Origin of the sequence: Myxococcus eversor (assembly GCF_010894455.1) — a bacterium.
In the GTDB taxonomy this organism is placed as follows: Bacteria; Myxococcota; Myxococcia; order Myxococcales; family Myxococcaceae; genus Myxococcus; species Myxococcus eversor.
Genome location: NZ_JAAIXY010000030.1, coordinates 81,991 through 107,106, shown reverse-complemented (window position 1 = coordinate 107,106; position 25,116 = coordinate 81,991). Strand labels below are relative to the sequence as shown.

Sequence of the window (25,116 nt, the reverse complement as noted above, 5' to 3'; positions counted from 1 at the left end):
GACCCAGAGTGGGACCTGGATTCCATCCGCGACACCATGGCGAGAAGAACGAGGGTCGAGGATGGAGCGAATCTGGCGTCGGCTGTGGGTGACGGGATGGACGGTGTTCCTCGCGGCCTGCGCGGGGACACCGGAGCGTGCGTCGACGGGGCGCTATGCGTTCGACTCGGCGTCCAATAGTTGCCGACACAGGCCGGAGCTGTGCGTACGCGCCGCAGGGGAGGAAGCCGTCGTCCCCACGGTCCGGCCGATTCAAGCCATGGCGTCCGCTACTCGGACCGCAGTTGCTGCGCTTCGGGTTCTGGACTCCGCCACCCAGGCGATCATCGAGGAGCGCCTCAAGGAGTGCGCCGACCAGGCTCGCTCCTCCGTGCTGATCGAACACCTGGGTGGACGGGTACCGACCCGTGGAGAGTGCAATGAGTCGCGCATCGATGACGCGTCCAACCGCAGGATGACCCTGGCGATGCAGCTCGGGTGCCTCATGCATCGCGTGGCACTCGACTGTAGTGAAGCGGCCCTTGAGAAAATCATCCCTGGGGGCTTCAGCCGCGAGCAGCGCTACCGTTGCGACAGTTCGCGAGGAACTCTCTCAATGGTCAGCGAGGAAGAGACCCGAGGCCTCCTCAAGTCGGGCTGTGGCGAGGAGCTGAAAGGAACACTGGTTCCCGATCTCGTCATCCACAATGGAAATCCGCTTGACGCCCACGTCATCTACGACTTCAAGTTTCCATGCATCGCAACGGACGTGACACCATGGCGCAAGTACCCGGCGGGCCATGCCTACGGAGGCATGACCCAGAAGGCGATCTATCGGGAAGCGCTTGGTGCTCCTGCGTTACGAGTCCTTCCACGATGGGGAGTCCTGCCATGAGCGATCACTACCCTCGGATTCGCCTCACGTATGGCGAGCTCCTTCTGGTGCGCGAAGGGTTGAGCTTCGTATTCTTCATGGACCGCCCTCACCAGGAAGTCGCTCAAGCGGTCGTCACGGCAATGGAGACGTATCTGCACGCAGTCGGTCCTGGCGCCATCGGAAGGTATGCCAGCGAGGATGGCGAATGGATCGACCTGACAGAACAGGAGCGGTCGGGCATCCGCGCGGAGCTTCTCGAACAAAAATCGCCGCTACTCCTGCTGCACGATGCTGAAGACTCTCGCTATCAGTATCGGTTTGAGTATTTCGGCAAAGCGCACGATGCAGCGATATCCCCCAAACGACGAGACCCTGTCTGCGCGGTGCGCTGCTGGCTTCCGACAGAATACCTGGAGCAGCACGGCCCCACCGAGGTGCGTGAACTGGCACTCAAGATCGCGAGCCTCCTGCCATTCTGCTCGGGGCACGTAGGCCTCGCCTTCAATGGCGAACTGGACGTCGTCGGGATGATGGCCGAGGTCCGCAAGGTGTGCTTTCGCTACCCAGGGTTGGACCTCCTCGAACTGGAGCACGTCTCCTGGGAGATTGGCACCCGCGTGCGAGGACCCGCATGGCTCACCTTCCTCGGACAGCCGGCACTCGCGGGCCTCGGCGGTGTGTCAGCACTCCGAGAGAAGCTCCACTCTCCAGGCACCACCGTCGAGGCCCTTCCTGGAGACAGCGCCGTCATCACCCTGGGCTCCTGGCCCGAGGCCGGTGACACCGTGAGCGGCAACACCCTGCCCTCCTACCGCGAGCTGGCCCGCGTCCTGGAGCCCGTGCTCTTTCGCGAACAGCATGCCTACAGCCTCGGACTCTCCGAGGAGGAATTGCTTCGCTGGGAGCGTCGCTTCCTCGATTGAGGCACGCCGAACTCACGTGTCGAAACGGAAGGTCGTCTCCATGGCGGAGGCTCGCGTCTCGAACTTCTGGCAGAACGCGTTGAGCTCCTCGTAGGAGGTCATCGGCAGGACCTCCCGGAACTCCAAGTGCCTCACGAGGCAGAAGAGCGTGACCTCCAGGAAGCTCAGGTCCCGATTCGACGGAAGCGTGGCGAGCACCGTCGTCGCGTTCTGCTCCAGCCACGACATCATGTTGGTCAGCGCCGTTCGCATCTTCGACTGATGGGCACTCTCTCCCGTGCCCCCCAGCTTGGACATGATCAACGTCACCTCCGTCGACATGGCCTGAAGGACGAGTTCCTGCGCATTCGCGAGCACCGGCGCCTCCAGGTCCTCGGGCCAGACCACGTGGGGCGAGAGGCTCGACATCCGGCGGAGCTCACGACAAACATTGAGCACCCCGAACCAGACACCTTTGGGCGTCTGCAAGACTGGAATCCGCAGCGCGGGGTTGCCACCGTAGTCCTCTGGGTTCGAGGACAGGAGGTCTCGCAGGACGCGGAAGGAGTAGTCGACGCGCAGCTCCGCGGCGAAGATCCGCGCGATGCGGGTGAAGTGAGAACTCGAGCGACCCACGATGACAGGCGTGGTGACGTCTTCGCGTGCGACAGACATTGCGTGTTCCTCCGTTCAGGTCGACGACGTGCCACGCACCGGCAACCCGAGGACAGCCCGCACCTCGGCGGTGGTACGCCCCGCCCAATACCGACGGTGGTTCTCCGCCGTCGCGAAGCTGCGCGTCTCCATCCGGTCCACGTAGAGCGTCCCGTCCAGGTGGTCCAGCTCATGCTGGAGAATGCGCGCGTACCACCCCGTCGCCCGAATCGTCACCGGATTGCCCTGCTCGTCCAGGGCGTCCACCCGCACACCGCGCGCCCGGGCCACGAGCGCCGCGAAGCCCGTGACACTCAAGCAGCCCTCATGGAACTCGGCGGGCGTCGCGTCCTCCACCGTCAGCTTCGGATTGATGAGCACGTGGAACGGAACCGGCGTCCGCTCTCTCGCCGACAAGTCCTCGGGCGACACCCCTGCCTGGTATTCGGCCCGGTCCTCGATGACCACCAACCGCAGGCCCACTCCCACCTGTGGCGCAGCGAGCCCCACACCCGGCGCGTCCCGCATCGTGTCGCGCATCAACACAATGAGCCGCTGAATCTCGGGACCGCCAATCTCCTCCGGCGTCAGGTCTCGCGCCTTCTGCCGAAGCACGGGTTCTCCTGCCTGGACGATCTTGAGCACCATGCCGCAAGCGTATCAGGGCCCCTCGCGCCAACGCCGCGCGAAAGAGCAACCTGTCGCCCATCAACCCACCGCATTCCCAGGCACCCAAGGCGCCCCGCGTCACGCATCGAAGCGTTCTGCACCGCACGCCTTTCGCCAGACTTGGAGGAAGGAGGGGGCAATCCCGCGGCCTCCCTTTCGTAGGGGCTCACGACCTCGGGTTGGAAGACAGGTAGACTTTCGAGGCCAGAGGGCCGGCTCTGGAGTCATCCACCGCGGCATGGGTGGGCCTTCCACGCGTTCGTGGAGTCGCAATGCGGCGGTTTCGACGCTTCGGGTGGGCCGCGCTGGCCTCACTCGCCATCCATGCGGCCCTTCTCGTCCTGCTCTGGGACGGGACGCCGGCGGTGCGTCCGCGACCTGCGCTCCCTCGACCCGCCCCCTTGTTCGTGGAGGTCGTCACTTCGCCACGGTCCGAACCTTCCTCGGCCCCACGGCCCACGACACAGCCACCACCTCCCACACCACCGCAGCGGCCCTCCGTTCCGCTGGCGAGGCCGCCTCCTCCTCGACGAACCGAACCAGCCCCGCGAGTGCCGGCGGCCCAGCCCCCTACGGAACCCGCGACCCCGCCCGCGCCAGACGCCGTGGCCTCGACTGCACCCACGGAGCCCGACCCGCGACACGCGGACACTCCCATGGGCCTGCTCGCGGGGGAGGCCACGCCACTCGGGCCTCGCCAACCGCGAGACCACCTCTTCCCCCTGCCCTCCGCGCTCACTCCCCGAGGAGACTCCCGGCCTTCTGGCCTCCCCATCCAGAGCGGACGCACGCTGCGCCCAGGAGACGTGGGCCCATCCCGGGAAGCCCTCATGGCCGAGGAGCGCGGTCGCGTCGGGGAACGCGTGCAAGGCGTCATCGACGACCAGAAGGCCAGCCTGCGCGTGGCCAATGGGTTGATCGACCCGTACTTCAGCCGGCTGCGCGAGGCGCTCGAGAAGGGCCTCGAGGACGCGCCGGTGTTCCCAGGCACGAGCCTGCTCAATCAGGTCAAGACGTCCTGGGCCGCGCAGTCGAAGAACTACGGCGCCACGGGCAGCCCGGGAGGCCCCATCCCCAATGCGCCCACCGGCTCCGAGCAACTCCAAGCCCTCCAGAACCGCTCGGGCGACGGCTCCGGCGACTACTCCATGAATCAGTTGAGGGGTCGCGTCCAGGCGGGCGACGAGTTGCAGAAGCTCGCGGGCGGTGGAGGGGCGAAGCTCATCGTCACCTTGGAGTTGCACCAGGACACGGATGGCACGCTGCGCGACGCGAAGCTCGTGACGTTGAGCGGCAATCCAGCATACGACGCCTTTGTGCTGAACGCCGTGCCGTCCTCGCTCGCGAAGCTCGGCGCACCCCCTGATGGGGCGCGAGGCGTGCAGGCCACGGGCATCCACACGCTCTGGTCCGTGGAGGGGCGCGTCGTCTACTTCCGCAAGCTCAAGGAGCTCAAGGGGCAGGACAGCCTCTACGTCGCGACGGCGGTGGCCGCGGGAATGCTCGCGGGCCGCTTCGAGGAGACCACGGGCGAAATCGAGGTCGTCGACTTCCGCAACCCGCGCTTCGTCTGTCAGCCCAGGCTCCTGAGGGTCTACTGACCCACCGGCCCCCCATTGGCTCGGCTCGGGTTGGGGGGCTAGGCTGGCCGCCATGGCTCGCCGCAAGAAGGCCGATGAGATGGCCGCTCGCGTCCGCAATCTGATTGCAATGGACGCCGCCGGCATCATGCGCCGGCTGGAAGCTCGACGTGACGAGATGTTCGCCCTCTTCTCGCGCCTGCGCAGTCGAGAGCCGTTGCTCGACACCATCGCCTCGCGCTACGCCGACGGCGCGTTCGAGAACCTCATCCACCTGCCGGAGCAGGAACAGGCCGTGGTGGACCGGTACTACAGCAACCTGGACGAGCTGCGCTGGTACTTCACCTACACCGAGGACATGCCCGGCACCGCGCAGGTGAACTTCATCAAGCTGCACAAGCGGCTGGAGGAGGCCTACCGGGTGCTCGTGGTGACGCTCGGCCCGCCCGCTTCCGCCGATGGCGCCCGGGTGGTGGACGTCGAGGTCCTCAGCCGTGAGGACAAGGAGAGCGTGCCGGAGAAGACCCTGGTGCGCCGCACGCTGCCCAGGCAGCGCCGCGCGTCACCTGGCTGAAAGCTCCACGCCTGGGGCCCATCCGGCGGCAAGCGCCGTTACGTAGTCCCGCGCCCAAAGCAGGGGGGCATCCATCGTAGCGACACCCGTCCACCCAACGCAGGACCGGGTCTCCACGAAATAGAACCAAGCGAACTGGCCGTCCCGAGTTGGCGGATTCCCCTTCACCAGACAAGCCCGTACGATGCCGGGCAGGTCTGAGAAGGAAGGCCGCATGGCAAAGGTGGGGGAGCCAGGACCGCAGCCACGGCGTACCTCGGGTTGGCAACTGGCGCTGGTCGCGCTGGCTCTTGCCATCTTCGCGACCAACGTCCTCGTGCCCGGCGCCATCGTTGGCATTGGATTCACGGGCCTCATGGGGCTCACGGGCGCAGCCACGGTCCTGCAACGGATGGGTGCGCTCACCTCAGGCGTGTTCGAAGGCGCGGCCCAGTTGTCCGTCATCTTCCTCTCGATGGCCTTGATTGCATTCACGGCCGTCACCGCCTGGAATGGATACCAGCGGATGACGGGGCAAGCCGGTCGTCCTCGCTTGCTGCTCCGGTGGCCCTGGCTCCTGCTGGGACTGCTTCTGTTCCTCGCGTGCCAGTGGACCCTTCCAGACGGAAACGAACGCAGCGCCCTGCCCGTGCTGCCTGGCGCGTTGGTCATCGCATTCTCCGTCTGGGCTGTCCTCTCCATCAGCGTGCTGCTCATTCGGATGAGCGTGGGAGTCCTTCGTCTCTCCTGGCGCCTCGCGAAGGCCTCGCCATTCGGCGCCGGAGTGCTGACCCTGGGGGCGCTCGCGGCGACGGCCTTGGTGCTGGTCGTGGTTCCTCTCGCCAAAGCCCTCGCGTCCAGTTCCCGAACCATCGCGAACGCCCAGCCCGCGCCCTGCGACTCGGCCTCCTGGGAATGCTCGAGACAGGCGCTCCTGGGCGCGGGAGCCCGCAGGACCGGCGCGCTCCCAGCCACCTACAACAGCCCAGGCGAAGTATCCGTTGCCCACCTGGGGGCCCTGGGGGCCGCGCCCTCGAGCAACATGCACGCCTGTCTGGAAACGCAATTCCAGCAACAGGAGATGATGGCCAAGGCCCATCGAATCGCGCGGAGCATCGTCACGAACAGCGCCGACGCGGAGGACCTCGTCCAGGCCATCCTCTTGAACATCTGCATGAGGAGGGAGCCGCCCCTGGATTTCGAGCCCTACTTCCTCCGCGCGGTCGACTACGGGGCGCGGAGACGGTTCAGCCAGGTGAGCAAGGCCTGCGCACTGGAGTCACTGCCCGAGCCCGCCTGCAACATCCGACCGGACGACCAGTATGTGGAGTTGGAGTCACATCACGCGCTGCGGGCGGCACTGTGTGCCCTCCCGGGGGAACAGCAGGAGGTCCTCCGCATGCGCTACTTCGAAGGAATGGACGAGGCCGAGCTGGGTCGCAAACTGGAAATCCAGCCCGCGGCGGCGCGCAAACGCGTCCAGCGCGCCCGGGACCAATTAAGGACCGAATTTCTCCAGAGATGTCAGTAGTTTACGATTTTGGGTCACACTTAATTCGGTGAAGGAAGTGGAGCACCAGATGACCCGCCCAACGCGGGCGGCATCTGGAGGCTTCATGGACCCGCAGACTTCCGCAACACAGTCCCTCGCGCTGACGGCCGCCCCCAAGGCGATGCCGCCGACCGTCAACTTCCACCTGTGGCAGCCGTGCAACATGCGTTGCAGGTTCTGCTTCGCCACCTTCGAGGACGTCCGCAGGGACGTGGTTCCCAAGGGACATCTCCCAGAGGACGCCGCGCTGCGAGTGGTGGAGTTGTTGGCCAGCCGCTTCGAGAAGATCACCTTCGCGGGAGGCGAGCCGTTGCTCTGCCGCTGGTTGCCAGAGCTCGCGGCCACCGCCAAGGCACGAGGCGCGACCACGAATCTGGTGACGAACGGCAGCAAATTGGACGCCGCCACCGTTGAACGCCTGCGGGGTGTCGTCGACTGGGTGACGCTGAGCATCGACAGCGTGTCGCCCGACACTCATGCAGCCATGGGGCGCGCCGTCGATAGGAAGGCGCTGACGCCCGCAGAGTACCAGTTGATCGCCGAACGAGTCCGTGGCGCGGGAATGCGCCTCAAGGTCAACACGGTCGTCACGAACCTGAACGCGGGCGAAGACCAGGTGGCCTTCCTCCGAAAGCTGAAGCCCGAGCGCTGGAAGCTGTTGCGTGTGCTCAGCGTCGCGGGACAGAACTCGGGCAAGGTGGAGGAACTTCGCTGCGACCTCGAGGACTTCAACGCCTTCGTCGACCGTCACCGCTCACTGGAGCACGACGGCATCTTCCTGGTCCCGGAAGACAACGAGGACATGCGTGGCAGCTACGCGATGGTCGACCCCGCGGGTCGCTTCTTCGACAACGTCGACGGCGGACATCACTACAGCGAGCCCATCCTCCATCGAGGACTCGACGCCGCATGGGCTCAGGTTCGCTTCTACCCAGAGCGCTTCGAGGGCCGGAACGGCGCCTATGACTTCCGAGGTGAGTCATGAGCACGCCTCCCAGCCTCATCTGCCTCTCGGGTGTCTCCGGATCGGGCAAGGACACATTGGGTGGTTTTCTCGCGACGAAGCATGGCTACGAGCGAGTGGCCCTCGCGGACCCGATCAAGTGGACGTTGATGGGCCTGCTCCAGCTCGACCCCGCACAGCTTTGGGGTGAGCGGCGCAATGAAGTCGACCCTCGGTTCGGGAGGATGCCTCGGGAGCTGTATCAACGATTCGGACAGGCCTGCGTGGAGCTGGACTCCGAAGTCTGGCTGCGCCCCTTCCGGCTTCGAGTCGAAGCCATCCTGCGTTCAGGAGGACGTGTCGTCTGCACCGACTTGCGGACCCAGGCGGAATGGCGGATGGCACGAGAGCTGGGCGCCTCCATCTGGCTCATCGAGCGCCCAGGGGCTGGAGCTCCTGGGGCGTTGGCTCGACACAGCACCGAGATGGAACTCAAGGAGCGAGATCGATCCTCGTTCGACGTTGTCCTGAGGAACGACTCCTCCCCCGGGGCTCTGTACGACACCGTGCTCCACATCCTCGAGGGCGCCAGCCGTCCCTGAGCTGAAGCCAGGAAGGCCAGGGCGTCGAATCCCACGGGAGTCGACGCCCCTCACGAGCAACAGCCCGTTCAAGCCACGTGGGCCTGGAGCTCCGCCTCGGCGGCCACGGGCGCTTCCGAGCGCTCACGGGGCGCGAGCTTCCGCATGGACCGCTTCCCCACCACCACGTCGACCATCTTCCGCACGCGCGTCCAGACGCTCTCCTGCACGTAGGGGACGCCGTACTTCTCGCACAGGGCGCGGACCTTCGGCTGGACCTCGCGGTACTTGAGCATCGGCAGGTCGGGCCAGATGTGGTGTTCAATCTGATAGTTCAGCCAGAGGTGCGCGAAGTCGTTCAGGTCTCCACCCGTCCGGTAGTTCGCGCTGCCAATGACCTGCTGGATGTAACGCTCGCCCTTGTTCGCGGGCTTGTCGTCGAAGCGGTACAGGTCCTCGCCCGTGTGGTTGGGACCCACGACGAGGAAGGTGTGGACGCTCGTGAGCACGTCCGCCATCAACGAGTTGCAGAACGCGCTGAACGCCGCCCACGGGCCGATGACGAGGAACAGCGCGGGGAAGAGCACGAACTGCACGGCGGCGTACGGCAGGTAGCATTGGAGGAGCAGCTCCTTCCACTCGGCCCCCGTGAGGGCTCCACCGTCACGGCGGCCCTTGCGGCGCACGGCGCTCAGCGTCTCGGGCGCGTAGTACGAGGCGCGCCAGGTGAGCGCCAGCAGCGTGAGCTGGAGGTAGCGCAGCGCGAGCGGCCGGGACGGGTTGCGCAGCGTGCCTTCCGCGTTGCGCTCCAGGAGGTCCGGGTCCGCGTCTTCGCCGGTGTGCGAGTGGTGCAGGACGTTGTGCTCGAAGACCCACGCCTCGGGCAGCATCCAGTCGAGCCAGTCGAGGTAGCGCCGGCCGCCCTTGGCGAAGCCCTTGCCCGTCCGTGACGCGGGAAGGCCCGGGACACGGTCATAGCCCCGGTGTCCCACATGATGCATCAGGAGCCAGCGCGTCGAGCGGCCCAGGCTGAGCGCGGCGGCGCTGAACGGGTTGGGGGCCAGCCAGCAGGTGGCGATGCCCAGCAGCGTGCCTACACGGCCCCAGCGCTCGATTTTACGGAGGTGCTTCGCGTCCGCTTCCCCCAGGTTCGCGTCGATCTCCTGCCGCAACGCCTTCAGCTCTCGATGGAAACCCTCCACGTCCACGGACGCGGGGTTGAAGGCGGGGGGCAAGGACGACGACATGCGGCGGGCTCCTCGGACGAGGCGTCGGACGGGGGACGGAGCAACGCGTCAACGGTAGCCGCCAGAGGGTACATCGGGAAGCGTTTCCGACCACGCCGCTGAGGCCTGTACCTACCGTGTGGGGCCCGGCCCCACGGCCAGAAGGCTGGAGTCCTCGGGTCCCAGCGCAATCCCTTGCCCTGGAGAATCAAGCCACGATGCAGTGCCAATGCCGACCTTGACGCCAGACATTGTAGAGGCCTGGCGTTTGGGAATCAGGGGTGCGCCCCGTTAGCGTCCGCGTTCCGTACCACTCCGCTTATTCCTCTCACGGGTCGCGAATCTCGACTTCCAGCCTAGACTGGAAGTTCAACAACCAGGCAGGGGACAACGTGAAGCTCATATCGAACAGCGCGATCGTAACCGGAGCCGCACAGGGCATTGGCCGAGGCATCGCCGAGCGCTTGATGCGAGATGGAGCCAATGTGCTCCTCTTTGGTCGGACTGGCGCGAAGGTGGAGGAAACCGCCAGGGAGCTCAATCGCATTCTCGAGGGCCGTGCGCGAGCCGTGCCCTTCGAGGGTGACGTGAGCCGGGCGGAGGATGTCGCCCGGGGAATCGACGTCGCCACGCGCGAGTTGGGCTTGCCGGGGATTCTGGTGAACAACGCCGGGACTGCGACGCTGGCTCCATTGCTCGAGCTCCCTGACGAAGACTTCGACCAGGTGATTGCCACCAACCTGAGGGGGCCCTTCCTCTTCATGAAGGCTTTCGGGCGGGCGCTCGTCCAGGCTCAGAAGCCCGGGGTGATGGTCAACATCTCCTCCCTGAACCAGATCGCGGTAACGGATGGCCTGGCGCACTACTGCGCCTCCAAGGCCGGACTCGCCAACCTCTCGAAGGTCGCCGCGTCGGAGCTCGGGCGTCATGGAATCCGGGTGAACGTGGTGGCGCCTGGAGTCATTCGCACGCCACTGGCGGAAAGCGTGGGGCTCATCGAGGTCATGGGACAGGAGTTCCTCGCCCGGACACCGTTGGGCAAGGCCTGCGGCATGCCGGCGGACGTCGCGGGCGTCGTCTCCTTCCTGTGCGGCGAGGATGCCGCCTGGATTACCGGGGAGACCATCTGCGTCGATGGTGGCAATCACATCCGTGGCCTGCACAGCTATTGGGACATGATGAACCGCGCCGCGAAGTAGCGTTGACCACCGCGTGTCCTCGTCAAGCTGACACGGGCCCAAACGCAAACGGCCCCGCTCCCACCCAGGGAACGGGGCCGTTCGGAACATCCCGAAGCGCGTCCTACCGCCGGGGCTTGCCCGGCACCGTGCTGGTGATGCCCAGGTACTCCTGCAGCGGCTTCACCTCCAGGTCCGTGCGCTTGAGCGCCTCCAGCGCGCCCACCGCCATGCGCGCCGCCTGCACCGTCGTGTAGTACGGCACCGAGTGCATCAACGCCTCACGACGGATGGAGAAGCTGTCGGAGATCTCCTGCTTGCCGAAGGTCGTGTTGATGACCAACACAATCTCCCCATCGACAATCTTGTCGACGATGTTCGGCCGGCCCTCCTTCACCTTCTGCACCACCTGCGCGTCGATTCCCTTCGTCGCCAGGTACTTGTGCGTCCCCGCCGTCACGATGAGCGAGAACCCCATGGACCTCAGCCGCCGCGCCAGGTCCACCACCGCCGGCTTGTCGTCATCCTTCACCGAGATGAAGACCTTGCCGCTCTTCGGCAGCTTCACCCCCGCCGCCAGCTGGCTCTTGGCGAAGGCCGACGCGTAGTCCTGCGCCAGGCCCATCACCTCGCCCGTCGACTTCATCTCCGGCCCGAGAATCACGTCCACGCCCGCGAAGCGCGCGAAGGGGAACACGCTCTCCTTCACCGCGACGTGCTTCATCTCCGGCTCCGACGTCGCGTTGAGCTCCTTCAGCGTCTTGCCCACCATGCACAGCGCGGCGATCTTCGCCATCGCCACACCCGTGGCCTTCGAGATGAACGGCACCGTGCGGCTCGCACGCGGGTTCACTTCCAGGATGTAGATGGTCTTCCCCTGGATGGCGAACTGCACATTCATCAGGCCCACCACGCCCAACTCCCGCGCGAGCGCAATCGCCTGGTCCTTCATCCGCTCCACCAGGTCCGGCGGCAGCGAGTGCGGCGGCAGCGTCGCCGCGGCATCACCCGAGTGCACACCCGCCTCCTGGATGTGCTCCAGCACCCCACCAATCATCACCGCGCCCGTCCGGTCCGCGACCAGGTCCAGGTCCACCTCAATCGCGTCCTTCAGGAAGCGATCGATCAACACCGGGTGCTCAGGCGACGCGCTCACCGCCTCGCGCATGTACCGCTCCAGGCTGGACGCGTCGTACACCGTCTCCATCGCGCGCCCACCCAGCACGTACGAGGGACGCACCATCACCGGATAGCCGATGCGCTCGGCCACCTTGAACGCCTCCGCGTGGCTGCGCGCCACCCCGTTCTCCGGCTGCGTCAGCCCCAGCTTTTCAATCAGCTTGCTGAACCGCTCGCGGTCCTCCGCCCGGTCGATGGCGTCCGGCGACGTGCCCAGAATCGGCAGGCCCGCCTTCTCCAGCGGCACCGAGATTCGCAGCGGCGTCTGGCCGCCGAACTGGACAATCGCGCCCACCGGCTTCTCGCGCTGAGACACCTCCAGCACGTCTTCAATCGTCAGCGGCTCGAAGTAGAGCCGGTCCGACGTGTCGTAGTCCGTGGACACCGTCTCCGGGTTGCAGTTGACCATCACCGTCTCGTACCCGGCCTCGCGCAGCGCGAAGGCCGCGTGCACGCACGCGTAGTCGAACTCGATGCCCTGGCCGATTCGGATGGGCCCGCTGCCCAGGATGAGCACCTTCTGGCGGTCCGTCGGCGGCGCCTCGTCCTCTTCCTCGTAGGTCGAGTACAGGTACGGCGTGAAGGCCTCGAACTCCGCGGCGCACGTGTCCACCCGCTTGAACACGGGACGGATGTTGCGCGCGTGCCGGTGCGCCCGCACCTCCTCCTCCGGATACCCGAGCAGCTTGCCCAGGTAGCTGTCGGAGAAGCCGTGCGCCTTCGCCTGCCGGAGCACCTCGTCCGGAAGCTGGTCCAACCGGCCGTACTCCTGGATGGACTGGCCCTCGCGCACCAACATCTCGATGTAGCGCAGGAACCACGGGTCGATGTGCGACAGCGCGTGCACGTCGTCCACCGTCAGGCCCTCGCGGAACGCCTGGGCCACGAACCAGGGCCGCTCGGGGCGCGGAATCCGCAGCGCCTCGCGCAGCACCTTCTCGCGCTCCTCCTTCTCCGCGGGCAGCTCGGGCGGCTCCAGCCCCACACGCCCCAACTCCATGGAGCGCAGCGCCTTCATGTACGCCTCGGGGAAGGTGCGGCCAATGGCCATCACCTCGCCCACCGAGCGCATGCTCGTGGTCAGCGTCCGGTCCGCGTGCGGGAACTTCTCGAAGTTGAAGCGCGGAATCTTCACCACCACGTAGTCCAGCGTCGGCTCGAACGAGGCCGGCGTGTCACGGGTGATGTCGTTGCGCAGTTCGTCCAGCGTGTAGCCCAGCGCCAGCTTCGCGGCGATCTTCGCGATGGGATACCCCGTCGCCTTCGACGCCAGCGCGCTGGAGCGCGACACGCGCGGGTTCATCTCGATGACCACCATGCGGCCATCTTTCGGGTGGATGCCGAACTGGATGTTCGAGCCACCCGTGTCGACGCCAATCTCCCGGATGATGGCCAGCGACGCCTGCCGCATCCGCTGGTACTCGCGGTCCGTCAGCGTCTGCGCCGGCGCCACCGTGATCGAGTCACCCGTGTGAACCCCCATGGGGTCCAGGTTCTCAATCGAGCAGACGATGATGACGTTGTCCGCCGTGTCGCGGACCACCTCCAGCTCGTACTCCTTCCAGCCGAGCACGCTCTCCTCCACGAGGATGGTGGAGTTGGGGCTCGCCTTCAGGCCCGAGCGGCAGATGCTCTCGAACTCGTCGCGGTTGTACGCGATGCCACCGCCGGTGCCGCCGAGCGTGAACGAGGGGCGGATGATGGACGGGAAGCCAATCTCCTCCACCAGCGCCATCGCCTCCGCCAGCGTCGTCGCGTAGCCGCTCTTCGGCAGCGCCACGCCAATCTTCTGCATGGCCGCCTTGAAGAGCTTCCGGTCCTCGGCCTTGTTGATGGCCTCCAGCGAGGCACCAATCAAGCGCACCCCGTACTTCTCCAGGATGCCCTGCTCGGCCAGGGCCTTGGCCAGGTTCAGCGCCGTCTGCCCTCCCATCGTCGGCAGTAGCGAGTCCGGCCGCTCGGCGGCGATGATTCGCTCCGCCGCGTCCACGGTGATGGGCTCGATGTAGGTGCGAAAGGCGAATTCTGGGTCCGTCATCACCGTGGCGGGGTTGCTGTTGAGCAGCACCACCTCCACGCCTTCATCCCGGAGAGCCTTGATGGCTTGAGTACCGGAGTAGTCGAACTCGACGGCCTGGCCGATGACAATCGGGCCCGAGCCAATCACCAGAACCTTGCGGATATCGGTACGCTTAGGCATCGGGGCGCCCCAATACCAACGTCTGACTCCGCATGCACGGATGTTATGTGGCACGTGACGTCCGGACGCCCGGACGCCCGGTTCTCCCAGCCGACTCCCAGACGCCCGGTGCCCAGGCTCTGCTACGCTCCGCCCGTCCTCGGAGGTCGCATGCGTCGCTGGTCCCTGGCCCTCATCCTCTCCCTCTCCGCCCCCGCGCTCGCCCAGGCGCCGGAGACGCCCGAGCCCGCCGCCGCGCCCTCGCCCGCTCCTGAGCCCGCCGCCCAGGCCCCCGCCGCCCAGGCGCCCGTGAAGGCCGACCCGCTTCCCGCGCCCAAGCCCACCGAGAGCGCCCCCGCCCAGGCCAGGCCCGCCGAGGCGCCTCCGGCCCCCAAGCCCGCCACCGCCGAGACTCCGGCGCCCACGCCGAAGCCCACCGCCGAGAAGGCCCCCGCGCCGGCCAAGCCCGCCGAGACGCCGCCTTCCGCGCCCAAGCCCGCCGCGCCCACGACGGCCGCGGCTCCGACGGCCGCGCCCACGACGGCCGCGCCCACGACAGCCACGGCGCCGACACCCGCTCCGCCCCCGGCAATCAAGCCCGCCGACATGGTGGTGCCCCCGCCCGTCATCTCGGACGCGCCGCCGATGTCGGCGACGGAGGTGAAGCTGAGCGACATCAAGACGAGCGCGCGCTTCCTCTTCCAGTGCCTCTTGACGGGTGATGTGCGCAGCACCGCCAACGAGCTGTTCTACCCGTTCCAGCTCGAGGAGAAGCGCTTCGCCACGCCCGAGGAGCTGGTGGCCGCGTGGGTGAAGCAGCTGCGCCTCAAGCGAACGGACCTGGTCAACCTCTACGACGTGGAAGTGATGACGCTGGAGGAGATGGAGAAGAAGTACGGCAAGGCCCCCGCCCGGCTCGGGTTGGACCTGCGCAACATGAAGGACATCTGGGTCGCCGTGGGCAACCTCTCCGGCCGCGCCGGTGTCTTCCTCTACAAGCCGTACGGCGGCGAGTACCGCGCCTTCGCCTACACGGACTGAGCCCCACCCCGGCGACACCCTCTCGGGCCCGCCGGGGAGAAACGGGCCGGGGCTTCAGCGCAGCGCCTGGACCAGTTCGCCCAGCCGCGCGAGCCCCTTGCCGAGCACCTCGCGCGACGTGGCGAAGCTCATGCGGATGTACCCCTCCGCGCCGAACGGGTCTCCCGGCACGGCGGCGACGCGGAAGTCGTCGAGGAGGATCTCCGACAACTGAATGGAGCCCGTCACCGCCTTGCCCTTGTAGGGCCGACCGTAGAGCCCCCGGACATCCGCGAGCGCGTAGAAGGCCCCCTCCGGCATCCGGCAGCGCACGCCGTCCAGCGCGTTGAGGCCGCCCACGAAGTAGTCCCTTCGCGCGCGGTACTCCGTCACCATGGCGGCAATCGTGTCCGGCGGTCCCTGGAGCGCCGCCAACGCGGCCTTCTGGCCGATGGATGACGCGTTGGAGGTGGACTGGTCCTGCACCAACTGCATCGCGGACAGCACCGGCCGAGGCCCCGCCGCATAGCCCATGCGCCAGCCCGTCATGGAGTACGCCTTGCTCATGCCGTTGACGACGACGAGCCGGGGCACCAGGTCCGGCGCCACGTCGCTGATGCCCAGCCGCTCGCCCGTGTAGAGGAGCTTCTCGTAGATGTCGTCCGTGACGATGAGGCAGTCATGGCCGCGCACGGCGTCGGCGATGCCCTCCAGCGCGGCGCGCGAGTACACCGCGCCCGTCGGGTTGCCCGGGCTGTTGATGAAGACGGCGCGCGTGCGCGGGGTGAGGGCCCGGCGGATGGCGTCCGGGTCCGGCGCGAAGCCGTCCTCCTCACGCGTGGCGACGATGACGGGCGTGGCCCCCGCGAGCCGCACCATGTCCGGGTAGCTGACCCAGTACGGAGAGAAGATGAGGACCTCGTCCCCCTCGTCCAGCACCGCCTGGCAGAAGTTGTAGAGCGCCTGCTTGCCACCGGACGTGACGAGCACCTGCTCCGGCGTGAAGCGCAGCCCGTTGTCGCGCTCCAGCTTGCGGCAGATGGCCTCGCGCAGCTCGGGGATTCCCGCCGTGGCCGTGTACTTGGTGAAGCCGGCCTTCAGCGCGTCGATGGCCGCCTGCTTGATGTAGTCCGGCGTGTCGAAGTCCGGCTCGCCGGCCGCCAGGGCCACCACGTCCACGCCTTGGGCCGCGAGCGCCTTGGCGCGGGAGTTGAGAGCGAGCGTGGGAGACGGCTTGATGGCCTGGAGCCGACGGGCGAGTTTCATGCGCGAATGCGTAGCGCGGCGGCGCCGGCCCGACAAGTGCCTCGAAGCGGGCTACGTCTTCCGCGCGAACTTCGCCTTGAGCGCGTCGTGCACGTTGGGCGGCACCAGCCCCGTGACGTCGCCGTTGAACGAAGCGACCTCCCGAACGAGCTGAGAGGAGATGTAGAAGTAGTCCTCCCCCGTCATCATGAAGACGGTCTCCACCGTGGGCGCCAGCTTGCGGTTCATGTTGGCGAGCTGGAACTCGTATTCGAAGTCCGACACCGCCCGGAGCCCGCGGACGATGACGCTCACCCCTCGGCGCTTGACGTAGTCCACCAGCAGACCGTGGAAGGCGTCGACCTCCACCCTCGGGTCCTTCACGGCGTCGCGAATCAAGTCGCGCCGCTCGTCCTCGGTGAAGAGCGGCGTCTTCTTCGGGTTCACCGCGATGGCGACGATGACTTTGTCGAACATCTTCAGGCTGCGCTGAATGAGGCTCAGGTGCCCGTTGGTGAGCGGATCGAACGAACCTGGGTAGATGGCGACCGGCATGTGCCAGGGAGTCTCGAACGGCCCCGGATGCCGGTCAAGCAATGGTCAGGGCGCCCGGTAGAAGCTCACCAGGGTGTCGCCGAACCGGCGCTGGTCCTCCAGCGTCAGCCCCGCATGGGCATCCGGAGCGCTCTCCCTCTTGTCGTGCTCCACCACCAGCATCCCGCTCGGCGCCAGCAGCGTCGCCCCCGTCACCCCCTCCAGCACCGTCTCCACGACGCGCGCGGCATAGGGCGGGTCCGCGAAGATGAGCTCGAAGCGCTCGTTGCGGCGGCGCAGGGACTCGAGCGCTCGGACGACGGGCTGGGCGAGCAGCTCCACCTGGCTGGCGAAGCCCAGCGCGTCCGTGTTCTGCCGGCACAGGGCCTGGGCCTCCCGGTCCTGGTCCACCAGCACCACGCTCCCCGCGCCTCGGGACAGGGCCTCCAGGCCCAGCGCGCCGGTGCCCGCGTACAAGTCGAGGACCTTCTGGCCGTCCAGGAACTGGCCCAGCACGTTGAAGATGGTCTCCCGGACGCGGTCCGCCGTGGGGCGGATGTGGAGCGACGTGGACTTGGGACCGGCGATGGCCCTGCCCTTCGCGGAGCCTGAGACGATTCGCATAGGCGGCCCTTCTACACCGCGCGGCGGCTACTCGCCCCGGTTCTCCGCGAGGAAGCGCATCACCGAGCCGCCCGTGCCCACCGCGCCCAGCGCGGCGAAGACCTCCGAGGCCTCCGCGAACGACAGCGCCTCCAGCCGCTCCCGCGCCTTGGGCTCCAGGGGTGGCAGGCTGTCCTCCAGCACGCTCAAGAGTTCCCCCGCCGCCACACCAGAGGCGGCCGCCTTCTCCTCCACGCTCGCGCGGAGGTCCGCGGACCAGGAGCCCAGCGCGAGCCGCTCGAAGGGGCCGATGCAGTCCACCTTGCGAGCGCCCGCCGCGACGTAGGTGGGCAGCGTCCGGGGAAAGCCCTCGCGCACGTCGCCCACGCACACCACCGCGCCGTATTCGGCGGCCAGGTCCACCACGGAGCGCAGCATGCCCACGTCCGGCTCGCCGCCGCCCAGGTCCCGCTCCGAGACGCGCACGAAGCGCACCGGCACCTTCCACTGCTTGAGGCCCTCCAGGAGCGAGCGGTACGCGTCCAGCAGGCCGCCGTGGCCCGGCGCCGGGGCGCTCAGCTCCAGGGACAGCTCCCGCTCCGTCACGGGGCCCGCCAGCGCGTTGACGGCCTCCACCGCGGCGTAGGAGTCCAGCCGCGACAGGTCCAACGACACCAGCGAGAAGCCCGCGTCCACCACGCGGAAGATGCCCTCGCGCAGTGGACCGAGCGAGTCCTCGTCCGCCTTCACTACGCGCACGGGCCCGGCCTGGAGGAACAGCGGCCGGGAGTGCTCGGCCTCCACGGCGGCCTCGTGCACCGCCGCGACGAAGCGCTCCGCCGCGCCCCGGTCCGCGGTGGGGTGCGGACACGCCAGGCCCAGGACGGTGTCCTCGGAGCGCGCCGCGCGCAGCAGCCCGGGCAGCGCGCCCTTGGCCTGGACGGGCAGGCAGGGCAGCGCCACCGGGACGCGCTCCAGCGCGCGCAGCGGCTCACGGGGGTTGAGCAGCGGAATGCGCGAGCCCGGACCCACTCGGGCCACCGTGTTGCCGGGTCGCAATGACAGCACCTTGTCCAGCACGCTCATGGGGCGCGGAGAATCGTCCGCGCACGCGTCCCAGTGCAAGGTGAAGCTTGAGGGAGCGTCCGTTGCGCTACGCGGCCCCCACCCGCGAGGGCAGGTCGGCCAGGCGCCCGCTCAGTGGACCTCGCCCAGGTGGGCGTAGGTCTCGCTCTCGATCTGGATGGTGGTGTGGTCGATGCCGAACCGGTCGAACAGGTCATGCTTCACCGCCGAGAGAATCTCGTCGTTGTTGCAGACCATGGGGTCCAGCACCACCAGGTGCGCGGAGAGCGCGTACACGCCGCTGGAGATGGTCCACACGTGCAGGTCATGCACCGCCGTCACCCCGGGCACGCGCAGCATCAGCTCCTTCACCTGCGGCATGTCCACGTGCGAGGGCACCGCCTCCATCAGCACGTCCACCGCGTCGCGCACCAGCCGCACCGCGCCCACGACGATGACCACCGAGATGACCGCGGAGATGATGGCGTCCACCACGAACCAGCCGGTCAGCGCCATGATGCCCGCGCCAATCAGCACGCCCACCGAGGACAGCGTGTCCCCGAGCACATGCAGGAACGCGCCCCGGACGTTCATCGAGTGCGTGCTGTGCAGGAAGCCCAGCGCGCCCAGGTTGGCGACCAGGCCCACCGTGGCGACGATGGCCATGGGCCCCAGCTTCACCGGCATGGGCGTATGGAAGCGCTCCCAGGCCTCGTAGAGGATGAAGCCGGTGATGCCCAGCAGCAGCACCCCGTTGAGCAGCGCGCTCAAAATCTCCATCCGGTAGTAGCCGTACGTCTTCTTCACGTCCGCCGGCTTGCCCGCGAACCACAGGGCGACCAGGCTCAGGCCCAGCGCCGACACGTCCGTCAGCATGTGGCCCGCGTCGGACATCAGGGCCAGCGACTGTGTCAGCCAACCTCCCACAGCCTCCGCCAGGGCGATGGTCGCTGTCAGAACGAGCGCGAAAATGAGCCGACTGCGGTCTTTCCGTCGCTCCTCCGCCAACCCGCCCTTCCGAGGACCATGCCCATGCCCGTGCCCGTGATGATGGTGGCCGTGGTCATGCCCGTGGTCGTGGTCATGCCCATGTCCTGCCCCGCGAGTGTGAGTGGAGGTAGTCACGGGAGAGAGGAGTGCGGATACAGGCCGTTCCTGAGGTATGAGAAGCGTGAAACACGATTCCGACGGCCCGGTTCCCTCCCCGGTGCGCGGGCCGGACGGAGGTAGGGATGGACTTCGAAAAGCACCAGAGCCTGCACACCATCATCATGCTGAGAGATGTCATCCGCAAGTGGTGGCAGATGGAGCTCTTCTTCGCGGACCGACACGGCGTGGTGCACGAGTGGCAGCGTGGGGACATTGCCCCGCCCCCCAATCCGTTCTGCCGCATCTCGCTCTTCTCGAAGGAAGGACTGCGGCGCTGCAGCCAGTCGGTCCGCGTGCTGCACGAGAAGTTCCGCGGGAACAAGAAGATGCGCCGCTCGCTCTTCCACGACTGCCACCTCAACTTCAGCATCGTGGGCGCGCCGCTCTACGTGGACAACGAGTACGCGGGCTGTCTCTTCGTCGAGGGCTTCGCCCGCCAGTTGCTCAACGCGCGCGACGTGGAGGTGCTGCGCTCGCGGCTGCTCCAGTTCGCCCCGCCCTTCTCGGATTTGGACCGCGCCGACGAGCGCGTGCCCGTGCTGGACGGCGCGGAGCTGGCGAAGCTGTCCGACCTGCTGGAGTTCGCGGCGCAGGAGATCGCCACCCACGAGTCGGAGATGGCGCGGCGCGATGAGCTGCCTCCACCCCCGTCCCAGGAGGCGCTGGAGCGCTACCGCTTCGAGAAGATCATCGGCCGCTCCGGGCCGATGATGGAGATCTTCCGGCTGATGGAGAAGGTGGCCAACTCCGACTCCACCGTGCTCATCAACGGCGAGTCGGGCACGGGCAAGGAGCTGGTGGCGCGCGCCATCCATCACAACGGGCCGCGCAAGGACCAGCCCTTCGTGGTTCAGAACTGCTCCGCCTTCAACGACAACCTGCTGGAGAGCGCCCTCTTCGGCCACACGCGCGGGTCCTTCACCGGCGCGCTGCGCGACAAGAAAGGCCTGTTCGAGGTGGCCGACGGCGGCACCTTCTTCCTGGACGAGGTGGGCGACATGTCCCCCGCCCTCCAGGTGAAGCTGCTCCGCGTGCTCCAGGAGGGAACCTTCCTGCCCGTGGGCGGCACGCACCACAAGGAGGTCAACGTCCGCGTGGTCGCCGCCACGCACAAGGACCTGGGGGAGATGGTGAAGCGGGGCGAGTTCCGCGAGGACCTCTTCTACCGCATCAACGTCATCCGCCTGCAGCTCCCTCCGCTGCGTGAGCGCCGGGATGATTTGCCCGTCCTCATCGACCACTTCCTGCGCAAGCACCACCGCGAGGGCCAGCGCACGCGGGGCCTGGCCTCCGAGGCCCTGGCCATCCTCGGCGCCTACGCGTGGCCGGGGAACATCCGCGAGCTGGAGAACGAAATCGAGCGGCTGCTGGTGCTCGGTGGTGAGTTGGAGATGTTGCCCGCGGAGCTCTTGTCCAGCCGCATCCGCGACGCGGTCATCCCCGGCGGCGGCCCGTTCATCCCTCCGCGCGCGCACGGCCGGCTGCACGAGGCGGTGGAGGCGCTGGAGCGGGAGATGATCCACCAGGGCCTCGTGCGCACGCGCAACAACAAGAGCCGGCTGGCGCGGGAGCTGGGCATCAGCCGCTCCAACCTCATCCTCAAGATCGCCCGCTACGGGCTGGACCGGGGCCTGCCCGAGGACGAAGAGGCGGAGGCCGAGGCATGAAGGCGGAGGCCGTCTACTTCCACCAGGACTACCTGCACGTCCCGGACGGCGCGGAGCTGTACTACCAGGTCACCGGCGACGGCGAGCCGGGCGTGGTGCTGTGCGACGGCCTGGGCTGCGACGGCTTCGCGTGGAAGTACCTGGCGCCCTACCTCTCCCGGCACCACCGCGTGCTGCGCTGGCACTACCGGGGCCATGGCCGCTCCGGCATCCCCGAGGACCGCGAGCGAATCGGGATGCTGTATACCTGCGATGACCTTCAGCGGGTGATGGACGCGGCGGGCATGGAGCGCGCGGTCCTCTTCGGCCACTCCATGGGCGTGCAGGTGGCGCTGGAGTTCCACCGCCGCTACGCCAGCCGCGTGCAGGGCCTGGTGCTGCTGTGTGGCAGCTACGGCAACCCACTGGACACCTTCCACGACTCCACCGTGCTCAAGAAGATGTTCCCCACCCTCCGCAGGGTGGTGGAGCGCTTTCCCGAGCAGTCCGCCCGGCTCATCCACGCGGCGCTGCGCACGGAGCTGGCGGTGCAGCTCGCCATCACCCTGGAGATGAACCGCGAGCGCATTGCCCGCAATGATTTAGCGCCCTACTTCGAGCACCTGGCCCGCATGGACCCCGTCGTATTCGTGCGGACACTCGACTCGCTGTCCGAGCACTCCGCCTGGGACCACCTGCTCCACGTGGACGTCCCGTCGCTCGTGGTCGCCGGTGAGCGCGACAAGTTCACCCCGGGCTGGCTGTCCCGGAAGATGGCCTCCCGGATTCCCGACGCGGAGCTGGTCCTCATCCCCGACGGCACCCACACCGCCCCCCTGGAGGCCCCGGGACTCATCGAGGTCCGGGTCGAACGCTTCCTCCGCGAGCGGCTGGGCATGCCCTCCACCGCCAGCTCTGGGGACTCACGGGCACGGAATTCCTCCACGGCCCGTTCCTGAGAGTGACACCGGGGTGACGAGATGCCCCGGATACCCGGCCTTTAGCCCGTCGGGAGGGATGTACCCCCTGACTGAACGTCCGGGGAGCGTCCGCGCTCATTGCAGGAGCCGCACTCACGGCATATAAGCCCCCGCCTTCCGGGTTCCGGTGGGGATCGGGAGACCTGTCCACAACGCGGCTTCCCCCCCGCCATTCACCTCAGTTTGGTTCGTATGATTCCTCGCGAAAACATCCGTAACGTCGCCATCGTCGCCCACGTCGACCATGGCAAGACCACGCTCGTCGATCACCTGCTGCGGCAGGCGGGCACTTTCCGTAGCAACGAGCACGTCGCCGAACGGGTGATGGACTCCAACGACCTCGAGCGCGAGAAGGGCATCACCATCCTCGCGAAGAACACCGCGGTCAGCTACAAGGGCATGCAGATCAACATCATCGACACCCCGGGCCACGCCGACTTCGGTGGTGAGGTGGAGCGCGGTCTGCGCCTCGTCGATGGCGTCATCCTGCTGGTGGACGCCGCTGAAGGTCCCCTGCCCCAGACGCGCTTCGTGCTCACCAAGGCGCTCGCCATGGGCCTGAAGACGGTGCTGGTCATCAACAAGATCGACCGTCAGGACGCGCGCGCTCCCGAAGTGCTGGATCTGGTCTACTCCCTCTACATCGACCTGGGCGCGGACGATAAGCAGCTGGAGATGCCCGTCCTGTACACCGTGGCCCGTCAGGGTCAGGCGTCGACGTCGCTCGACGTGCCCGGCAAGACGCTGGAGCCGCTGTACGACGCCATCATCAAGCACATCCCGCCCCCGGCCGCGTCGGAGGAGAAGACGCCGCAGTTGCTGGTGGCGAACCTGGACTACGACGACTACGTCGGCCGTCTCGCGGTGGGTCGCGTGCAGGCCGGTCGCTTCACGCCGAACATGCCCGTCGCCGTCGTGCGCGAGGGTGGCAAGGTCGAGCAGGGGAAGATCGTCAAGCTGTTCGGCTTCTCCGGCCTGAAGCGCGTCGAAATCCAGGACGCGGGCCCCGGAGAAATCGTCTCCATCGCCGGCATCGAGGACGTGTCCATCGGCGACACGTTCGGCGACCCGGAGAAGCCCGTGGCGCTGCCGCGCATCACCGTGGATGAGCCCACGATGATGATGATCTTCAAGGTCAACGACGGGCCGCTGGCGGGCAAGGAAGGCAAGTTCGTCACCTCCCGCAACCTGCGTGAGCGCCTGTACCGCGAGGCCTACCGCAACGTGGCCGTGCGCGTGGAGGACACCGAAACGCCTGACGCGTTCCGCGTCGTCGGCCGTGGCGAGCTCGCGCTGGCCGTCATCATCGAGAACATGCGCCGCGAGGGCTACGAGCTGACCGCCTCCAACCCGGAGCCGATCACCAAGCACATCGACGGCGTGCTGCACGAGCCCATGGAGCTGGTGTTCTGCGACGTGCCGGAAACCAGCGTCGGCGTCGTGACGGAGCGCATGGGGCCTCGCAAGGGCCGCATGTCGGACATGGCGCCGCTGGGCTCGGGGCGTACCCGCCTCCAGTTCCGCATCCCCGCTCGTGGCCTCATCGGGTTCCGCTCGGAGTTCCTCACGATTACGCGCGGTGAGGGCATCATGAGCAGCCAGTTCGACGGCTTCGAGCCGTGGTTCGGCTACATCCCGAAGCGGCAGAACGGCGCCATCGTGTCGGACCGCCTGGGCGACACCGTGCCCTACGCGCTGTTCAGCATCCAGGAGCGCGGCTACCTGTTCGTCCCCGCCGGCATCACCGTGTACGAGGGGATGATCATCGGCGAGCACGCTCACCCGTCCGAGCTGAACGTCAACTGCTGCCGCGAGAAGAAGCTCACCAACATCCGCGCCGCCGGCCGCGACGAGAACGTCATCCTCGTCCCGCCCCGCGAGATGGGGCTGGAGAAGGCCCTGGAGTGGATCGCCGACGACGAGCTCGTCGAGGTGACGCCCAAGTCCGTGCGCATGCGCAAGAAGGCGCTGGCCGTGGGCGAGCGCTACCGCGCCGAGCGCGACCGCAAGCGTGAAGAGCGCGCTGCCGACGCCGAGTAGTCCCGACGCCGGCTTCAGGCCGGTGTAGAAAACACCGAGGGCCCGTTCCCCTTCATCTGGGAGCGGGCCCTTCGTGCGTCCGGGCTCAAGGGGACGGGCGGGTCCGAGTCACTCGCGGCCTGCGGGCTCCTGCCTCGGGGTGCTTCTCAGAACGTGTACTTCACCTTCGGGAAGATGGCGAAGGAGGTGATGTTGGGGCCGATGACGTAGCGGGCCAGCAGGTCCGCGCCCACGGAGAAGTGGTCCATGCCCGTGGCGTACTCCAGCCCCACGCCCACGCCCGCGTTGGGCGAGCTGACGGCGCGGCCCGGGTCGCCCTCGTCCGGGTCCACCGGCGCCGGGTCCATCCGCGTGTAGCCCGCGACGAGCTTGGGCGTCAGGTACAGCCGGTCCATCAGCCGCACGTGGTACGCGGCCGTGACGTCCAGGAACTGCATGGTGAAGTTGTCGGAGAGCGCGCACGTCTCCGTGCCGGGCAGGTAGCCCGCGAAGCAGTTCTGCGCGGACGAGCCCATGCCGAAGTGCGCGCCCAACGAGATGCGCTCCGTCAAGTCGTAGCCCACCCCGAGCTGCAGGTAGGTCTGCGCGTTCGAGTAGGCGTTCTCCCCGCCCACGGTGAAGAACACGCCGATGTTCGTGTCCGTGTAGAAGCCGCGGCGCGGCTGAAAGTCCACCCCTTCCGGGGGCGTGGCCGCGAGGGCCGGAGACGACAGCAACACAAGCGCGGCAACCAGCTGGGACTTCTTCACGGGTCCTCCCCACGCGGCGCCCTCCCGGTCCAA

22 protein-coding genes are annotated in these 25,116 nt (G+C 67.5%); 12 read left to right on the top strand and 10 right to left on the bottom strand.

Annotated features, from left to right (window positions below; all coding sequences use genetic code 11):
- The first annotated feature begins 61 nt into the window (after nucleotides 1-61).
- Nucleotides 62-874 carry a hypothetical protein gene (locus tag G4D83_RS41540; protein WP_163870487.1) on the top strand — a complete coding sequence of 271 codons (813 nt, stop codon included), beginning with the start codon at nucleotides 62-64 and terminating at the stop codon, nucleotides 872-874.
- Nucleotides 871-1,779 carry a DUF3396 domain-containing protein gene (locus G4D83_RS41535; protein WP_163870486.1) on the top strand — a complete coding sequence of 303 codons (909 nt, stop codon included), beginning with the start codon at nucleotides 871-873 and terminating at the stop codon, nucleotides 1,777-1,779. Before G4D83_RS41540 ends, G4D83_RS41535 begins: the two co-directional genes overlap by 4 nt.
- 12 nt (nucleotides 1,780-1,791) lie before the next feature.
- Here G4D83_RS41535 and G4D83_RS41530 read toward each other — a convergent pair whose 3' ends face one another.
- Together G4D83_RS41530 and def are read right to left on the bottom strand one after the other, a co-directional pair.
- Nucleotides 1,792-2,433 (bottom strand): glutathione S-transferase N-terminal domain-containing protein, encoded by a 642-nt coding sequence (locus tag G4D83_RS41530; protein WP_163870485.1) that lies wholly within the window; start codon nucleotides 2,431-2,433, stop codon nucleotides 1,792-1,794.
- A 15-nt stretch (nucleotides 2,434-2,448) separates the two neighbouring features.
- The gene (gene def, locus G4D83_RS41525; protein ID WP_163870484.1) at nucleotides 2,449-3,060 is read right to left on the bottom strand and encodes a peptide deformylase; all 612 of its coding nucleotides are present in this window, start codon (nucleotides 3,058-3,060) and stop codon (nucleotides 2,449-2,451) included.
- A gap of 851 nt (nucleotides 3,061-3,911) precedes the next feature.
- Between def and tolA the strand changes: the two genes are divergently transcribed.
- The 5 genes from tolA (at nucleotide 3,912) to G4D83_RS41500 (ending at nucleotide 8,311) form a co-directional block, all read left to right on the top strand.
- Nucleotides 3,912-4,682 carry a cell envelope integrity protein TolA gene (tolA, locus tag G4D83_RS41520; protein ID WP_240357109.1) on the top strand — a complete coding sequence of 257 codons (771 nt, stop codon included), beginning with the start codon at nucleotides 3,912-3,914 and terminating at the stop codon, nucleotides 4,680-4,682.
- Between the two features lie 52 nt (nucleotides 4,683-4,734).
- Nucleotides 4,735-5,235 carry a hypothetical protein gene (locus G4D83_RS41515; protein WP_163870483.1) on the top strand — a complete coding sequence of 167 codons (501 nt, stop codon included), beginning with the start codon at nucleotides 4,735-4,737 and terminating at the stop codon, nucleotides 5,233-5,235.
- A 214-nt stretch (nucleotides 5,236-5,449) separates the two neighbouring features.
- Nucleotides 5,450-6,745 carry an RNA polymerase sigma factor gene (locus G4D83_RS41510; protein WP_163870482.1) on the top strand — a complete coding sequence of 432 codons (1,296 nt, stop codon included), beginning with the start codon at nucleotides 5,450-5,452 and terminating at the stop codon, nucleotides 6,743-6,745.
- A gap of 85 nt (nucleotides 6,746-6,830) precedes the next feature.
- Nucleotides 6,831-7,751, top strand: a complete 921-nt coding sequence (locus tag G4D83_RS41505; RefSeq protein WP_205522847.1) for a viperin family antiviral radical SAM protein — start codon at nucleotides 6,831-6,833, stop codon at nucleotides 7,749-7,751.
- A complete protein-coding gene (locus tag G4D83_RS41500) occupies nucleotides 7,748-8,311 on the top strand; it encodes a deoxynucleotide monophosphate kinase family protein (RefSeq protein ID WP_163870481.1) in 564 nt (187 codons plus the stop codon). The genes G4D83_RS41505 and G4D83_RS41500 overlap by 4 nt, the downstream gene beginning before the upstream one ends.
- 68 nt (nucleotides 8,312-8,379) lie before the next feature.
- On the opposite strand, the gene G4D83_RS41495 is transcribed toward G4D83_RS41500, so the two are convergent.
- Complete coding sequence (locus G4D83_RS41495; protein ID WP_163870480.1) at nucleotides 8,380-9,537, bottom strand: fatty acid desaturase family protein; 1,158 nt, start codon at nucleotides 9,535-9,537, stop codon at nucleotides 8,380-8,382.
- A 260-nt stretch (nucleotides 9,538-9,797) separates the two neighbouring features.
- On the opposite strand from G4D83_RS41495, the gene G4D83_RS41490 reads away from it, so the two are divergent.
- Nucleotides 9,798-10,715, top strand: coding sequence for an SDR family NAD(P)-dependent oxidoreductase (locus G4D83_RS41490; protein ID WP_240357108.1), 918 nt, complete (start codon nucleotides 9,798-9,800; stop codon nucleotides 10,713-10,715).
- 103 nt (nucleotides 10,716-10,818) lie between these two features.
- Here G4D83_RS41490 and carB read toward each other — a convergent pair whose 3' ends face one another.
- Entirely contained in the window at nucleotides 10,819-14,073 is a 3,255-nt protein-coding gene (gene carB, locus G4D83_RS41485) for a carbamoyl-phosphate synthase large subunit (RefSeq protein WP_163870479.1), read from the bottom strand.
- Nucleotides 14,074-14,223: 150 nt separating this feature from the next.
- Between carB and G4D83_RS41480 the strand changes: the two genes are divergently transcribed.
- Complete coding sequence (locus tag G4D83_RS41480) at nucleotides 14,224-15,093, top strand: hypothetical protein (protein ID WP_163870478.1); 870 nt, start codon at nucleotides 14,224-14,226, stop codon at nucleotides 15,091-15,093.
- Between the two features lie 54 nt (nucleotides 15,094-15,147).
- Here G4D83_RS41480 and G4D83_RS41475 read toward each other — a convergent pair whose 3' ends face one another.
- From G4D83_RS41475 to G4D83_RS41455, 5 genes are all read right to left on the bottom strand, one after another.
- Nucleotides 15,148-16,338, bottom strand: coding sequence for a pyridoxal phosphate-dependent aminotransferase (locus G4D83_RS41475; RefSeq protein WP_163870477.1), 1,191 nt, complete (start codon nucleotides 16,336-16,338; stop codon nucleotides 15,148-15,150).
- Between the two features lie 51 nt (nucleotides 16,339-16,389).
- Nucleotides 16,390-16,872: a pantetheine-phosphate adenylyltransferase gene (gene coaD / locus G4D83_RS41470; protein ID WP_163870476.1), complete on the bottom strand. Its 483-nt coding sequence runs from the start codon at nucleotides 16,870-16,872 to the stop codon at nucleotides 16,390-16,392.
- Between the two features lie 45 nt (nucleotides 16,873-16,917).
- Nucleotides 16,918-17,475, bottom strand: coding sequence for a 16S rRNA (guanine(966)-N(2))-methyltransferase RsmD (rsmD, locus tag G4D83_RS41465; RefSeq protein ID WP_163870475.1), 558 nt, complete (start codon nucleotides 17,473-17,475; stop codon nucleotides 16,918-16,920).
- 27 nt (nucleotides 17,476-17,502) lie between these two features.
- Nucleotides 17,503-18,540 carry a hypothetical protein gene (locus G4D83_RS41460; protein WP_163870474.1) on the bottom strand — a complete coding sequence of 346 codons (1,038 nt, stop codon included), beginning with the start codon at nucleotides 18,538-18,540 and terminating at the stop codon, nucleotides 17,503-17,505.
- Between the two features lie 111 nt (nucleotides 18,541-18,651).
- Nucleotides 18,652-19,644: a cation diffusion facilitator family transporter gene (locus tag G4D83_RS41455; protein ID WP_163870473.1), complete on the bottom strand. Its 993-nt coding sequence runs from the start codon at nucleotides 19,642-19,644 to the stop codon at nucleotides 18,652-18,654.
- A gap of 107 nt (nucleotides 19,645-19,751) precedes the next feature.
- On the opposite strand from G4D83_RS41455, the gene G4D83_RS41450 reads away from it, so the two are divergent.
- From G4D83_RS41450 to typA, 3 genes are all read left to right on the top strand, one after another.
- Nucleotides 19,752-21,335, top strand: a complete 1,584-nt coding sequence (locus G4D83_RS41450) for a sigma 54-interacting transcriptional regulator (protein WP_163870472.1) — start codon at nucleotides 19,752-19,754, stop codon at nucleotides 21,333-21,335.
- Nucleotides 21,332-22,273 carry an alpha/beta fold hydrolase gene (locus G4D83_RS41445; RefSeq protein WP_163870471.1) on the top strand — a complete coding sequence of 314 codons (942 nt, stop codon included), beginning with the start codon at nucleotides 21,332-21,334 and terminating at the stop codon, nucleotides 22,271-22,273. The genes G4D83_RS41450 and G4D83_RS41445 overlap by 4 nt, the downstream gene beginning before the upstream one ends.
- Before the next feature lie 213 nt (nucleotides 22,274-22,486).
- The gene (typA, locus tag G4D83_RS41440) at nucleotides 22,487-24,334 is read left to right on the top strand and encodes a translational GTPase TypA (RefSeq protein WP_163870470.1); all 1,848 of its coding nucleotides are present in this window, start codon (nucleotides 22,487-22,489) and stop codon (nucleotides 24,332-24,334) included.
- Between the two features lie 146 nt (nucleotides 24,335-24,480).
- On the opposite strand, the gene cglE is transcribed toward typA, so the two are convergent.
- Entirely contained in the window at nucleotides 24,481-25,083 is a 603-nt protein-coding gene (gene cglE / locus G4D83_RS41435) for an adventurous gliding motility protein CglE (protein ID WP_163870469.1), read from the bottom strand.
- Between the last annotated feature and the right edge of the window lie 33 nt (nucleotides 25,084-25,116).